The sequence below is a fragment of the Pseudoalteromonas sp. 1181_04 genome (assembly GCF_052850545.1).
Genome location: NZ_VXCS01000010.1, coordinates 70,893 through 86,080, shown reverse-complemented (window position 1 = coordinate 86,080; position 15,188 = coordinate 70,893). Strand labels below are relative to the sequence as shown.

The 15,188-nt window shown below is 42.0% G+C and carries 12 protein-coding genes; 7 read left to right on the top strand and 5 right to left on the bottom strand.

The annotated features are described in order from the left end of the window. The first annotated feature begins 77 nt into the window (after positions 1–77). Positions 78–2,573 (top strand): penicillin-binding protein 1A, encoded by a 2,496-nt coding sequence (locus FW757_RS10020; RefSeq protein WP_182797526.1) that lies wholly within the window; start codon positions 78–80, stop codon positions 2,571–2,573. 81 nt (positions 2,574–2,654) lie between these two features. On the opposite strand, the gene metL is transcribed toward FW757_RS10020, so the two are convergent. Continuing rightward, positions 2,655–5,000 (bottom strand): bifunctional aspartate kinase/homoserine dehydrogenase II, encoded by a 2,346-nt coding sequence (gene metL / locus FW757_RS10015; protein ID WP_446441185.1) that lies wholly within the window; start codon positions 4,998–5,000, stop codon positions 2,655–2,657. 6 nt (positions 5,001–5,006) lie between these two features. Continuing rightward, a complete protein-coding gene (gene metB / locus FW757_RS10010; protein ID WP_182760697.1) occupies positions 5,007–6,269 on the bottom strand; it encodes a cystathionine gamma-synthase in 1,263 nt (420 codons plus the stop codon). A gap of 235 nt (positions 6,270–6,504) precedes the next feature. Here metB and metJ point away from each other — a divergent pair, with 235 nt between their 5' ends. Next, entirely contained in the window at positions 6,505–6,825 is a 321-nt protein-coding gene (metJ, locus tag FW757_RS10005) for a met regulon transcriptional regulator MetJ (protein ID WP_016709540.1), read from the top strand. Positions 6,826–6,934: 109 nt separating this feature from the next. Here metJ and FW757_RS10000 read toward each other — a convergent pair whose 3' ends face one another. After that, positions 6,935–8,176: a malic enzyme-like NAD(P)-binding protein gene (locus FW757_RS10000; protein ID WP_145238508.1), complete on the bottom strand. Its 1,242-nt coding sequence runs from the start codon at positions 8,174–8,176 to the stop codon at positions 6,935–6,937. A 564-nt stretch (positions 8,177–8,740) separates the two neighbouring features. Further along, complete coding sequence (rpmE, locus tag FW757_RS09995) at positions 8,741–8,953, bottom strand: 50S ribosomal protein L31 (protein ID WP_145238505.1); 213 nt, start codon at positions 8,951–8,953, stop codon at positions 8,741–8,743. Between the two features lie 233 nt (positions 8,954–9,186). Between rpmE and priA the strand changes: the two genes are divergently transcribed. From priA to FW757_RS09970, 5 genes are all read left to right on the top strand, one after another. After that, on the top strand, positions 9,187–11,373 hold the full coding sequence (gene priA, locus FW757_RS09990; protein WP_446441184.1) for a primosomal protein N': 2,187 nt from the start codon (positions 9,187–9,189) through the stop codon (positions 11,371–11,373). A 21-nt stretch (positions 11,374–11,394) separates the two neighbouring features. After that, positions 11,395–11,925 (top strand): SPOR domain-containing protein, encoded by a 531-nt coding sequence (locus tag FW757_RS09985; RefSeq protein ID WP_182717692.1) that lies wholly within the window; start codon positions 11,395–11,397, stop codon positions 11,923–11,925. An 80-nt stretch (positions 11,926–12,005) separates the two neighbouring features. Further along, positions 12,006–12,524: an ATP-dependent protease subunit HslV gene (gene hslV, locus FW757_RS09980; RefSeq protein WP_145238496.1), complete on the top strand. Its 519-nt coding sequence runs from the start codon at positions 12,006–12,008 to the stop codon at positions 12,522–12,524. Positions 12,525–12,535: 11 nt separating this feature from the next. Next, a complete protein-coding gene (gene hslU / locus FW757_RS09975; protein WP_182717691.1) occupies positions 12,536–13,864 on the top strand; it encodes an HslU--HslV peptidase ATPase subunit in 1,329 nt (442 codons plus the stop codon). Between the two features lie 61 nt (positions 13,865–13,925). Further along, entirely contained in the window at positions 13,926–14,300 is a 375-nt protein-coding gene (locus tag FW757_RS09970; protein WP_182740290.1) for a gamma-butyrobetaine hydroxylase-like domain-containing protein, read from the top strand. A 280-nt stretch (positions 14,301–14,580) separates the two neighbouring features. On the opposite strand, the gene FW757_RS09965 is transcribed toward FW757_RS09970, so the two are convergent. Beyond that, entirely contained in the window at positions 14,581–14,841 is a 261-nt protein-coding gene (locus FW757_RS09965) for a hypothetical protein (protein ID WP_149982621.1), read from the bottom strand. Positions 14,842–15,188: the final 347 nt, after the last annotated feature.

Sequence of the window (15,188 nt, the reverse complement as noted above, 5' to 3'; positions counted from 1 at the left end):
AAATACTATTCATTTTTTAATCAATATATACTAGCAGTCTCCGATTCTAATTGGGAGTCCATTTAGGGAAAATATAAGTGATTTTATTGAAACGAACTTTACAATTTTTTATCATCTGCGCGTTTTTAGGGCTCATTACCTTAGTAAGCCTTTATTATTACGTTAAATCTGATATCCCCAGTGTGCAAGTTTTAAAAGACGTGCAATTACAAACTCCTATGCAAGTCTTTTCGAAAGATGGTTTGTTAATCAACCAGTTCGGTGAAAAACGTCGCATTCCAGTGACTATAGAAGAGATCCCACAACCACTCATAAATGCTATTTTAGCTACTGAAGATAACCGCTTTTATGACCATATAGGTATAGATCCTATAGGTATTTTACGTTCAGCGCTCGTATTAATTTCAACTGGTGAGAAAAAACAAGGCGCAAGTACTATAACAATGCAGTTAGCTCGTAACTTCTTCTTAACACGTGAAAAGGCATATATCCGTAAAGTAAAAGAGATCTTCATTGCGTTACACATTGAGAACTTACTTACCAAGGATGAAATACTCGCTTTATACCTAAATAAAATAGAGTTAGGTAATCGTGCTTTTGGTATCGGAGCCGCTGCACAAGTCTATTATGGAAAGCAACTAAACGAGTTAACTTTAGCGCAAATGGCAATGATTGCAGGCTTACCAAAAGCGCCGTCAGCTTTAAATCCGATCAGAAACCCAGTTCGCGCCAAGGCACGCCGTAATGTGGTACTCAGACGTATGCTCGATGAAGGTTATATCTCTCAAGCAGACTACAACCAAAGCTCTCAAGAACCAATTACGGCAAAATTTCATGGTGCCGAAATAGACTTATATGCGCCTTATATATCTGAAATGGTGCGTGCAGAAATGGTCGCTCGTTATGGCTACGAAAAAGCCTATAATACCGGCTTTAAAGTTTACACCAGTGTTGAATCTGACGTACAAGCCGCAGCGCAAAAAGCACTCGTTGATAATCTTCATGCATACGATATGCGCCATGGCTATCGTGGCCCAGAGCAGCAACTGTGGGATTTTGAAACGCAACCTGCCCTAAGTTCTAGTGAAATTTTAGCAAAGCTAAAACCGGTAAAAGAAATTGCCCCGTTATTAACAGCAGCAGTTTTGTCTGTAGCAGATCAAACGGCAACAGTGTTATTAAAAAGTGGTGAGCAAGCCACTCTAGACTGGGATAATCTCAAATGGGCACGCAAATACATTACGCGTTACCGTCAAGGTTTTCCTCCAAAAACCGCTACCGACATACTCAATCCAGGGGAGCAAATTTGGCTACGTAAAAATGACGATGGTAGTTATCTACTCAGCCAATTGCCTGAAGCGTCAAGTGCATTAGTATCGCTGGATCCGAATGATGGTCGCATTAAAGCGATTGTTGGTGGCTATAGCTTTGAACAAAGCCAATATAACCGAGCCGTGCAAGCAAAACGTCAGGTAGGTTCTAACATTAAGCCGTTTATTTATTCAGCGGCGCTGAATAATGGTTATACCTTAGCGTCTATTTTAAATGATGCACCAATCAATCAATGGGACAAGAGCCTAGGGGTCGCATGGCGACCAAAAAACAGCCCTGCGATATATAACGGCCCAATCCGTATTCGTCGTGCTTTAGCACAATCGAAAAACGTTATTTCGGTGCGCTTACTACGCGGGGTAGGCTTGCAGCGCACAGCTGATCACCTATTAAAATTTGGCTTTCAAAATAATGATATCAATCGCAGTGAATCGCTAGCTTTAGGTAGTGCGTCAATTACTCCTTTAGAACTTGCCCGTGGCATGAGCACATTTGCCAATGGCGGTCATTTGATCACCCCTTATTTCATTAATGAGATTCAAGACTCTGCAGGTAATGTGTTATTTAAAACAGAACCACTATTAGCGTGTGATCCCGTTACTCCTCCGCTAACAACGACTCAATTTGAGTCTACTTCTGAGTTAAATACCAGCCAAGCTGCAAATCATTGTGCGCCGCGCATCATATCTAAACAAAACGCGTTTTTGATAGCCGATGCGATGAATAGCGCAATTTGGGGAGGCGGTAGTTGGGCTCATAAAACGGGTTGGAGTGGCACCGGCTGGCGTGCTCAGGTATTAGATCGTCGCGATCTTTCCGGTAAAACGGGTACTACTAATGACTCTGTCGATACTTGGTTTAGCGGCTTTAACCGTAATGTTATGACCTCGGTCTGGGTTGGATTTGATAATCCAGGTAACCCGCTTGGTCGCTCGACGTATAATAACAACATGGATAATACCCAGATCTCTGGTGCAGAATCTGGTGCTAAAACAGCTCAACCAGCATGGATTGACTTTATGCGAGTAGCACTCAAAGATAAGCCAGAAGCACCAATCGAGCCACCTGAAGGATTAGTGTCGGTACGAATCGATTTAGCAACGGGACTCTTGAGTCAAAAGAACGATTACACTAGTCGCTTTGAATACTTTGAAAAAGGCACCTCGCCCACTAAGTATGTGATGCAGCATGTAGAAAACGTTTTTGAAGAAGAAACTAAAACAGAAGAAGAGCTGTTTTAATATTACTCTATCGCGATATAAAATCGCTGCTACATAAAAAAAGCGCCAATCGGCGCTTTTTTTATTTTACAAACTCAGAGCTCATTTTAAGTTTTGTATTAACCAATATAAATCAGAATGCACGCCTGCTGCGGTAACTTCTTTGCCTGCACCAGGACCTTGGATCACCAACGCATTATCGCTATACCACTGACTGTTGATAACAAAGATATTATCACCTGGAGTTAAGTTAGCTAAGGCATCACCCTGTGTTGCATAAGCCAAACCGACTTTAGCGGTTACTTTGCCATCAGCAATTGTTAACGCACCGGTATAACGCAGTACTTTGTTTTCTTTGCCAGCTAACTGCGCTTTTTCAGCAATAAAGTCATCAAGCAACTGCTTATTAGCTAAAAAAGACTGCCAATCACCTTGCGCTAGTTGCTCTGGCATCAACGGTGTTAAGCCAATCTCATCAAGCTCTAAGGTGAGCCCTAATTCACGCCCTAAAATTAATAGCTTACGCTGCATATCACGCCCAGATAAATCTTCCCGTGGATCAGGCTCGGTGTAACCCATTTTTTGCGCTTGCAACACTAAATCGGAAAACGCCACACTGCCATCATAACTGCTACACAACCACGATAAAGTGCCTGAGAACACGCCTTCAATATGGGTAATACTGTCGCCACTGTTTTGTAAATCAGCTAACGCAAAATTAATTGGTAAACCCGCACCAACACTGGTGTTATAACGCCATAATAAGTTACGTTCAGCTAAATTACGGCGTAAATTTTGATACCAGTCATTATTTGCAGTGCCCGCATATTTATTAGCACTGATCAGGTGACAATCTAAATTTACAAACGCCGGGTAAAGCTTACTAAACGCTTCACTAGCAGTAATATCAATCAGCACTTTGTGTTCGTAATCGAGTTCGCTGATACGTGTCAGTAAATCAGCTTCTTGGTAATCTATTGCTTCGTTTTGCCACTGTGACTGCCATTGCTCAAGCACGATACCACTTGGGCTGAACAACATAGAGCGCGAGCGTAATAAACCAACCAGCTTAACGCTGAAGTGTTGCTGCAAACGATTAAGCTGCTGACTTAGTTGCTCAATAAATACTTCACCAACATTACCAAGGCCAGCAACAATAATGGCAAGCTCTTGGCCTTTGTTAATCAGCTTATCATGCAATAAGCTCAATACATCACTATCAATAGATTGATCCGTTAGTAGTAATATGTAGTCTGCGTCTTGATGGCTAAAGCGCGGCACTAAACTTTGCTCACTAAGCACTTGCGTTGCTTGTTCAAATAATTGCGCTACATCATTTCGTGGCGCCACAACAGCGCAACCATGTAAGTTCGACTCAATAATATTAGCGCGCCCTTGCAAATGACTCACCACCTGATGAGTCGCTGCTGCCGGCACTAGTAAGTAGGTATCGCCGTTTTTAATAAAATGATGCAAGCTGTGTTGAATAAGCTGACTTAATTCGCCAATTTCACCGCCACGCAGCTGATCAATGCGCAGTAAATCAATATTTTCTAAGGTAGTGATAAAACGCTTAGCTTTGCTGTAACCTTCTTTGACAATTTCTGTCGCGCTAGCTTCGCTGTCGTAACTACTGCGAACGACTAACTTGATATCAGTATTTTTTAATGGCGAGAGAGTTTTAGCATGTAACACTGGGTTGCCCAAACGCGCCAGTAAGTTTGCTTGGCCACGACATACTTTAGAATACTTAATCGCTTTTTTTACTTTACGAGGGTCGGTACTAAACACCCCTTGGGTATCAGTCCAAATTGATACCTGACTAGCATGACAATAACTGCTTAACAAAGTCGCGCTGTAATCACTGCCATTGCGCCCCAAAGTAACGGTATTTGCTTGGCAATCAGCGGCTATAAAACCAGTAACAATATTAATGCAATTGGCTGAAATTAACTCGGCACAGGCTTGTTGATTTTTTTGATGTAATAATTGCCCATCATTAAGGGTAAACAATTGACGAGCATCAACATCTTGAGCTGCAACATTTAACTGTTTTAAATAGCTAGCCAATAATCGTGCCGACCAAACTTCACCGTGAGCAAGCAATGCGGCTTCCTGTAAGCTTTGCTGTTGAGTTTGCTGTGCAATTAAGGCTAGCTCTTGTTCTAATACGTTTAATGCCGTATGTCGCGCTGCTGGACTCAATAACTGCTCGATCAAAGTACGTTGATGATTATCAAGCTGCAATAAAATATCACTCACTGCCTGTTGATCACCTTGCTGGTAACTATGCCATAACGTAACTAACGTATTGGTAGTTTTACCGGCTGCGGATACCACCACACAATCACCGGCTTCCGTATGGGCTAGAATAATATTTGCTACGGCCTGATAACGCTCTGCAGAACTAAGGCTAGAACCACCAAATTTATGAACTATATTTACCATTTTTTATTACCACAAAGCCGTATGTGCAGGAGTCAGTTTAAATGAGTTTGATTGCTCATCATCTTGTTGTTGAACAGAGGAAGCGATTACTTTTGCGCCGTGCTGAGCTTGACCTGGTTTCACTTTATTGAATACACGATCTAAGTCAGCGATTAAATCTTTTACATCTTCAATGCCCACCGAAATACGGATCAGGGTATCACCTACTCCCGCAGCAAGACGAGCAGTTGCCTCCATACCTGCGTGGGTCATAGTTGCAGGGTGACAAATCAAACTCTCAACCCCACCTAATGACTCAGCTAAGCTAAATTCTTCTAAGCTGGTCAAAAATTCTGCAGCATCATTAATATCACCTTTGATATCAAAGCTTACCATGCCACCAAAACCACGTTGCTGCTGTTTAGCGAGTTCATGCTGTGGATGAGATACTAATCCAGGGTAATATACTTGGCTTACATAAGGGGAGTTTTCTAGATATTGGGCAATAATAAAGGCATTTTCTTGATGCTGACGTAAACGAACATTCAAAGTACGTAAACCACGTAACGTTAAGTAGCTATCAAACGGGGCACCGGTAATGCCAATGTTATTAGCCCACCAAGCAAGCTCATCACCCAACTCTTGGGTAGCGGCGATCACCGCACCACCAACAACATCTGAGTGACCGTTAATATATTTAGTGGTCGAATGCACCACAATATCAACACCAAACTCAATTGGGTTTTGCAAAGCAGGTGATAAAAATGTGTTATCGGCACCAACCAACGCACCGCACTGCTTAGCAATCGTGGTGATCGCTTTAATATCGGTTAACCGTAAGATAGGATTACTCGGTGTTTCAATCCAAATTAGCTTTGGTTTTATCTCAAGAATTTTTTGATGATTTTCAGATTTAGTTAAATCTAAAACCACTAACTTTAATAAGCCACGCTTTTCAAGTGAGGTGAATAAGCGGTAACTACCGCCATAGCAATCATGTGGGATCACTAAGGTATCGTCACTGTTTAGCAGCTGAGTAGCTAAATGCACCGCAGCCATGCCCGTTGCAGTGATAATCCCCTTAGCGCCACCTTCAAGCTTAGCGAGCGTTTCAGCGAGTAAATCACGGTTTGGGTTGCCGCTACGGCCATAATCATATTGGCGCTTTTTATCAAAATCAGCAAATGAGTAGGTGGTCGATAAATGAATGGGAGGCACAACCGCGCCGTGATGTTTATCTGCATCAATACCATTGCGTACTGCAATGGTTGCTTTATTCTTTTGACTCATACCGTCACCTACAATTAAATGGATGTTTAGACGTCTAAAAGGTTAGAGGATCAAATTTAATAAGTCAAAGCATTTATGCGGTTTTAGCCGCAAGATTAGAAGTAAAAACATTTAAGCCTCTAGATGGCTAAAAAACAAGTATTTGACTATCTTTTTTAACACGATAGAATTTCGCCATCTTTGCGCTGCAAAAGGTCGCGCAAACAATTAACAACCTGAGGCAACGATACATCCTATGGCTAAATGGAATGGTGAATATATTCACCCATACGCAGAACACGGGAAAAAATCAGAACAAGTTAAAAAGATCACCGTTTCGATCCCGCTAAATGTATTAAAAGTTTTGACTGATGAGCGCACTCGTCGTCAAATTAATAATCTTCGCCATGCAACAAATAGCGAATTACTTTGTGAAGCATTTTTACACGCATTTACTGGCCAACCACTGCCAAACGATGAAGATTTACGTAAAGATAATCCAGAGAAAGTGCCTGAAGAAGTGAAAAAAATCATGCTTGAGATGGGTCTCGAAGTACCTGTACTCAACGAAGATTAAGTTATCATTTGTATATATTCCTGCTTCAGGAATTGGCTACAAAAAAACCTCAGTAACGTAAGTTGCTGAGGTTTTTATTATTGTGCCATTACCAATTGCAGCGAAGCAGCTACTCCATGTAGTTTTCCGGCATATCAATTTGTGCAACACCAGAATCAATTGCCGCTTGCGCTACTGCTTTGGCAATGCGCGGTAATAGACGCGGATCCATCGGTTTTGGAATAATATACTGCGCACCAAATTCAAGTGTCTCAACACCCGCCGCTTTTAATACTTCCGCTGGTACTGGTTCTTTAGCAATGCTACGAATAGCGTCAACCGCAGCAATTTTCATTTCATCATTAATTTTGCTTGCACGCACATCTAGCGCACCACGGAAAATAAATGGGAAACACAGCACGTTGTTAACTTGGTTTGGATAATCTGAACGACCCGTTGCCATGATTAAATCATCGCGAGCACCATGAGCAAGCACTGGTGAGATTTCTGGATCTGGGTTTGAACAGGCAAACACTACAGGTCGATCAGCCATTAACTTAAGATCGTCAGGAGAAAGTAAATTCGGGCCAGATACACCAACAAATACATCGGCATCAGCAATAACATCTTGCAGTGTGCGCTTATCTGTATTGTTAGCGAATAACTGTTTGTACTCGTTTAAATCATCACGACGAGTATGAATAACGCCTTTACGATCTAACATGTAAATATGTTCACGCAATGCACCACACTTGATCAGTAGCTCCATACACGCAACCGCTGCGGCACCGGCTCCTAAACAAACGATAATCGCATCTTCGATTTCTTTGCCTTGTACTTCAAGTGCGTTGATCATACCAGCAGCCGTTACAATCGCGGTACCGTGTTGATCGTCGTGGAACACTGGAATGCTACAACGCTCGATCAATGCTTTTTCTATTTCAAAACACTCTGGCGCTTTAATGTCTTCTAAGTTAATACCGCCAAACGTATCAGCGATGTTAGCAACTGTATTGATGAAATCTTCGGTGGTATTGTGTTTCACCTCAATATCTATCGAATCTAGACCCGCAAAGCGTTTAAATAATAACGCTTTACCTTCCATAACCGGTTTTGAAGCCAATGGACCTAAGTTACCTAAACCTAAAATAGCGGTGCCGTTAGTAATAACCGCAACCATATTGCCTTTACCGGTGTATTTGTAGGCATTAGCGGGATCAGCAGCTATTTCACGTACCGGTTCTGCAACACCGGGGCTGTATGCGAGTGCAAGATCCTGTACGGTTTCAGCTGGCTTTGTAAGCTCAACGCTAATTTTTCCTGGAACGGGGTGCGAATGGTAATGTAAAGCTTGTTCACGAAAGTCTGACATAACGCGATTTTATCCTGCAAGTAAGTTAAGTTGAAAGTGAGAGTAAGCAGTTCTTATATCTTATAGGGAACGATACCTATATTATAATTAAATTCAAGCAATATCAGGTCTATCCTGTTATATGCTATATCCGTTAATTTTATGCGTTTTGTCAGCATTTTTTGCAAAAAAGCTTCAATTTTCGGCTATAAAAACGCCACAAAGCATCAAAAAACCCATCTTAAAATGCTCATTATGCAACGCTTTAAAGCAAAAATAATGACCTATGACTAAAAACCATCAAAGTAAGACGTTAACAACATTTAACCGCAAAAGACCTAACTTTACCGACAAAAACGTTTAATTTATCGCTTTAACGAGAATGACAATATAGTCAACAAATCACTATTTGTCTGTTATTTACTCGCTATACTGGATATAAAAGTGGGAAATAGTCACAACATAATGAATGCGTAAAGCTGGAGCACTAGAGCAAGAAATAAAGACTAAAAGGCGGTGTTTTTAATAAATAGCAGGCATAAAAAAAAGCACCCTAAGGTGCTTTTTCCGACAAAACAACAAGAATTACTTGCTGCTAAGTGAACCGAAACGCTTGTTAAAGCGATCAACACGGCCACCTGTGTCTAAAACTTTTTGCTTACCAGTGTAAAACGGGTGACACGCAGAACATACGTCTAAGTGAATGTCTTTACACAGAGTAGAACGAGTTTCGAATTTATTTCCACATGAACATGATGCTGAAATTACTTCGTACTTAGGGTGAATACCTTCTTTCATAGAAACCTCTAGTTAAGGCCGCATCGCTCTCCAAACCCGGAGTCTGGCACCATACGTCGTTAAAACAAATTATTTAGGACGCGTATTCTAAGCAACAACCCCACTTGCTACAAGCTTTAAATGTCGTTTTTGCTAATAAAATGAACAAAAGTTTTAAAGAAGGTATTTGCAGGTAGGTTTTCAGCCATAATTTTAGTACATTAACTCCCTTATTCGTTCTTGTTTGGGTTGTTATGAGTTTTGTTGAAGTTGCTATAAAAGTACCGTTGCATCGCACCTTTGATTATCGCATTCCAGAGCAACTCGATGGTTTATCGGTGATGCCTAAAGTCGGTGCGCGGGTATGGGTGCCATTTGGTAATCAGCGCAAAGTTGCGGTCGTACTGGCGCTAAAAACCAACACCGATGTGCCGGTTAATAAACTTAAAGCAGTGCTTGAAGTGATTGATGATGAAGCCGTTTTATCAGAGCGACATATCGAATTATTGCGTTTTACTGCGCGCTATTATTGCTACCCACTAGGTGAAACAATTCATATCGCCCTGCCTGGCGCGCTGCGTCAAGGACTGTGCCCAGATAAAAGCAGTATTAGTATGGTGGCACTTACTGAAAAAGGCGCTAAATTACCGTCTTTAAAAGCAAAGAGCCAACTAAGCTTACTCAAACAACTGGCAGATTCGGGTAAATCATCACTTACAGAATTAAAAGCGCTGGGGTTTAGTAAAAAAACTATCGACAGCTTACTTAACAAAGAGCTGATCAGCCAAACGATTGAACACGACAACCAATGGCAACAACAACTTCCCACCGTAGGCACTAAGCCGACTCTAAATAAAGAGCAAGCAGTAGCCTGTACCACCATTAATCAAGCGGTCGGTTTCAATAGCTTTTTACTAGAAGGTGTTACTGGCAGTGGTAAAACCGAGGTTTACTTACAATGCCTTGAAGAGGTTTTAAAACGCGGTGAACAAGCACTCGTACTAGTGCCTGAAATTGGCCTTACGCCACAAACGGTTAATCGATTTCGTCGTCGCTTTCCTGATACGCCGATTATGCTGTGGCATTCAGCACTGACCGATAACGAACGCTTACAAACTTGGCGCTTTTGTGAAAAAGCCAGTTGCGCAATTGTGATTGGTACACGTTCGAGTATCTTTTTACCATTTTTAAAGCTTGGTATGATCATTGTTGATGAAGAACATGACGGTTCATTTAAACAACAAGATACCTTACGTTACCATGCCCGTGATTTAGCCGCATACCGCGCTTTTCAACATAAAATACCGCTGATCTTAGGCTCAGCAACCCCGGCGCTCGAAACCTTGCATAAGGCAATTCATAATAAATACCAACTGCTGAGCCTAACGCAACGTGCGCAAACCAGTACCGACAATAAATTTCAGCTGATTGATATGAAAGGCCAGCCGGATCAAGCTGGTATAGCCCATGCCAGTCTTGCCACTATGCGTCAGCATTTAAAACGAGGCAAACAAGTGATGGTATTTCTAAACCGTCGCGGTTTTTCGCCTACCCTGATTTGCCATGAATGTGGTTGGTTAAGTGAGTGCACACGTTGCAGCACCAGTGCGACTTTTCACAAGGCCATCGGCCAGATGATTTGCCATCACTGCGGTGAGCAAGAACGCGTGCCGCATCAGTGTCCAGACTGTGGTAGTACACAAATATTTCCTAACGGCAAAGGCACCGAACAAATAGAAGAGTTTTTAACAACCGAGTTTCCTGATACCCCGATTAGCCGGATTGATCGCGACTCAACGCGTCGTAAAGGCAGTTTAGAAAAAGCCCTAGACGATATAAACCAAGGCGGTGCAAGGATTTTAGTTGGCACCCAAATGCTTGCCAAAGGTCATCACTTTGCTGATGTGAGCTTAGTATTGATCCTTGATGTCGACGGCGGCTTGTACTCGTGCGACTTTCGCGCCACAGAGCATTTAGCACAATTGGTTACTCAGGTGGCTGGCCGTGCTGGGCGCAGTGGCGAACCAGGTCATGTATTATTGCAAACTCACTTTCCCGAACATCCTTTATTACAAGATTTAGTCAATAATGGTTATCAAGATTTCGCCCGTTTTGCACTGCAAGAGCGCGATGACGCACAGCTACCACCAATAACTAATATGGCGATTGTCCGCGCTGAAGGTCACAACATAAAGCAAGTGGTCGATTTTTTAACAGATTTAGTTCCAGTCCAAGGTCTAACTGGTATACAATTGCTAGGTCCGATCCCTGCACCGCTCGAGCGAATTGCGGGGAAATATCGCTTTCAATTGCATATTCAAGCGCACGAACGCCCTCTATTACACCAATATCTCGCGCAAATGGTAGACTACTTAAGTACCAGTAAATTAGCGCAAAAGGTGCGATGGAGCTTAGATGTAGATCCAATAGATATGATTTAAGGTTAGAAGCCCAATACCACCATGGCACAACACGATTTTATTAATAAAAAACCGGGCAACCGTAATAGCAAAAAAACAGCGCCACCGAAAAAACCATTCCCCGTATTATTAGTACTGGTTACCGTACTACTTGTTGGCGGTTTTAGTTTTGGTTTATGGTATGTCAAAACCAATGCAGATCCAAAGCTGGTTGAACAACAAGCAAACCCAACACCTGCAAAAGTGCAACAAGAGTTGCCTAAACCACGCCCTCCTGAATTCATAAAAGAAATCAAAGAGCATGAAATTCAAGTTGAAGTAAGAGAGCTTGAACAAAAAGGCCCTTATGTAATGCAATGCGGTTCGTTCAGAACCCATGGCCAAGCAGAAACCTTAAAAGCTAAAATTGCATTTGCCGGATTAATCGCCGAAATTCGTGAAACAACTGGCACTAACGGTGTCTGGTATAAAGTGCGTTTAGGTCCTTATAAAACCAAACGTTTAGCCGAAAGTGATAAAAACAAACTAAAGCGTAACAAAATAACTGGTTGCGGAATTTGGAATTGGACTTGATTTTAGCCCATTAACCCATATTAACTCATCATCAATCGCTTTTAACGAGTCGCCCCTGCGACTCGATGATGAGGAATAACATGACCACTATTGTAAGTGTACGTCGCGGCGATAAAGTCGTCATTGGTGGCGATGGCCAAGTTTCACTTGGTAACACCGTAATGAAGGGCAACGCCCGCAAAGTTCGACGCCTTTATAATGGCAAAGTGATCGCCGGTTTTGCTGGCGGCACTGCTGATGCCTTCACCCTGTTCGAACGTTTTGAAAGCAAGCTTGAAATGCACCAAGGCAATCTAACCAAAGCCGCAGTTGAAATGGCTAAAGATTGGCGTAGCGATCGCGCCTTGCGCAAACTCGAAGCATTGCTTGCTGTTGCCGACTCCACAGCCTCACTGATAATTACTGGTAACGGTGATGTTGTGCAGCCTGAAAATGATTTAATTGCCATTGGTAGTGGTGGTAACTTTGCCCAATCAGCTGCAACTGCCCTACTTGAAAACACCGATTTAAGCGCCCGCGAAATTGTTGAAAAAAGCCTGACAATTGCCGGCAACATTTGTGTATTCACAAATAACTTTCAAACCATCGAAGAATTGTAATAGGAACTGCTATGTCTGATATGACTCCCAGAGAAATCGTTCATGAACTTGACCTGCATATAATTGGTCAAGCAAAAGCAAAAAAAGCAGTGGCTATTGCCCTTCGTAATCGCTGGCGCCGCATGCAATTAGATGAAGATCTTCGCGCTGAAGTAACGCCGAAGAATATCCTAATGATCGGTCCAACCGGTGTTGGTAAAACTGAAATTGCCCGTCGTTTAGCAAAACTTGCCAACGCGCCTTTCATTAAAGTCGAAGCGACTAAGTTCACTGAAGTGGGCTATGTTGGTAAAGAAGTTGAAACCATCATTCGCGACTTGGTTGATGTATCAATCAAAATGACCCGTGAACAACAAACTAAAAAATTCAAACATCGCGCAGAAGAAGCTGCCGAAGAACGTATTTTAGATGCACTACTGACTCCAGCTAAAGATTCGTCTGGTGAAAGCCAACGCGATGAAGGCTCTTCAACGCGTCAGATCTTCCGTAAAAAATTACGCGAAGGTCAATTAGACGATAAAGAAATTGATATTGATTTAGCCCAAGCACAACCAAATGTTGAGATCATGGCACCACCTGGTATGGAAGAAATGACCAACCAGCTGCAAGGCATGTTCCAAAATATGGCGGGTGACAAGCGCACTAAACGCAAACTTAAAATTAAAGAAGCGTTTAAATTATTGGTTGAAGAAGAAGCCTCTAAATTAGTAAACCCTGAAGAGCTAAAAGAGCAAGCAATCTTCGCAGCCGAACAAAACGGTATTGTGTTTATCGACGAGATAGACAAAATCTGTAAACGCGGTGAATCATCAGGTCCAGATGTAAGCCGTGAAGGCGTACAGCGTGACTTACTGCCACTGATTGAGGGCTCAACCGTGAGCACTAAGCATGGCATGGTGAAAACTGACCATATGTTGTTTATTGCCTCTGGCGCATTCCAAATGGCAAAACCATCTGACATGATCCCAGAACTACAAGGTCGCTTACCTATTCGTGTAGAGCTTGAAGCATTAACCGCTGACGACTTTAAACGTATTTTAACCGAACCACATGCCTCACTGACCGAGCAACAACATGCACTACTTAAAACAGAGCAAGTAAGTGTAGAGTTTAGCGATGACGCCATCGAGCGCATTGCCAAAGCGGCATGGCAAGTTAATGAAAAAACCGAAAACATTGGTGCACGTCGCCTACATACGGTAATGGAAAAACTGATGGAAGAAATTTCCTATGATGCATCAGAGCAAGCTGGCACCAGTTTAGTCATTGATGCCGCCTATGTTGAGAAGCATTTAGGTGCACTGGTGGAAGATGAAGACCTAAGTCGCTTTATTCTTTAATTTTAAAACTAGAACTTAGAGCCCAGGCTCTAGGTTCTAGGCTCAATACACAGGCATAACAATGAAACAAGTTATCAAGGTACATCATCATACCGTTAGCAAAACCCTTGATGTCTATTTTGACGATGACACCCACTGTACTTTTAGTAGTGAGTTTTTACGTGTTCATTCACCGTCTGCCGAAGTACAAGGCCATGGTAACGAACCAATGAAATTGGCACTCGGTAAATCGCAGGTTAGCATCAAAAACATCGAGCCAGTCGGCCACTACGCACTGCGTTTAGACTTTGACGATGGCCACAACAGCGGTTTATTTAGCTGGGCATACTTCAGCCACCTACAAGCCCAACATGACGATTTATGGCAAACCTACCAACAACGCCTCGCAGAACATCAAGCCAATAAAGACAGTGTACCGATCAAGTTTGTGCCTTAGCGAGTTTGCGAGTTAAAAGGTTCAAGGTGAAAGTTAGCGCAGCTCGGCGTTAAAGTTAACTATGTCATTCTGGTTGAGTGTAGCGAAGCGTAACGAGAAGGTGCTAGGTAACTAGGTTTTTAATAAGTCCTAAAATAGTATGATTACCGTAAGCTACTTGCAGCTGCATCGACAGACGATGTAAACAAATTTGTTTATTGATTTTAAGTTTGGCCGTTACCGAATTTAAACCGTCAAAGGTAATACTATTGCCTATTGACTGAGTTAAGGCTCATATATGTTAGGGTTGCTTTCTGACTTTAAACTTATGATAAATAAAACCAATAACAAATGATATTACTAAGCATGCCGCAATTAGTTTTACACCTAACATTTCAAGAGGAGACTGACCTTTTGGAAAATAATCAAAATATGAAACACCACTGTTAAAGCATTCACCAAAATTTGGCTCAATAATATCAACAAAACCTGAACAAAATAATGCAGAACCACCATAAGATAATATAAATAATATCAGTAAAATCCAGCTTAAAAGTTTCATTGATACTCTCGTAATCCTAACGAGCCTGTAGAATAACTCGTTTTTAATTTATTGTTATTGATGGTTTAACCATAGCGGAGTTGCTATTTTGATTCAATCGCTTAGTAATATTCATGTTAGATTATCAGTTATTTAAGCATGCCAATACTAAGCGCTAAGTTTCCTTCATTTACTGCTCATTCCCTTCTCTGTGTGCAAAAAAATTTAGTGAATTATTCACAAAGAGGTCAAGAGACGCTGCGTTTTAGAGGTAGGGCCTAAAGGCTGAGGTTGGCGTAGGTCGTGCTTTAGCAGTCAATTCCAATAGTTAATTGATTTTCGCCATAAATGACGACCTACAATGGAGC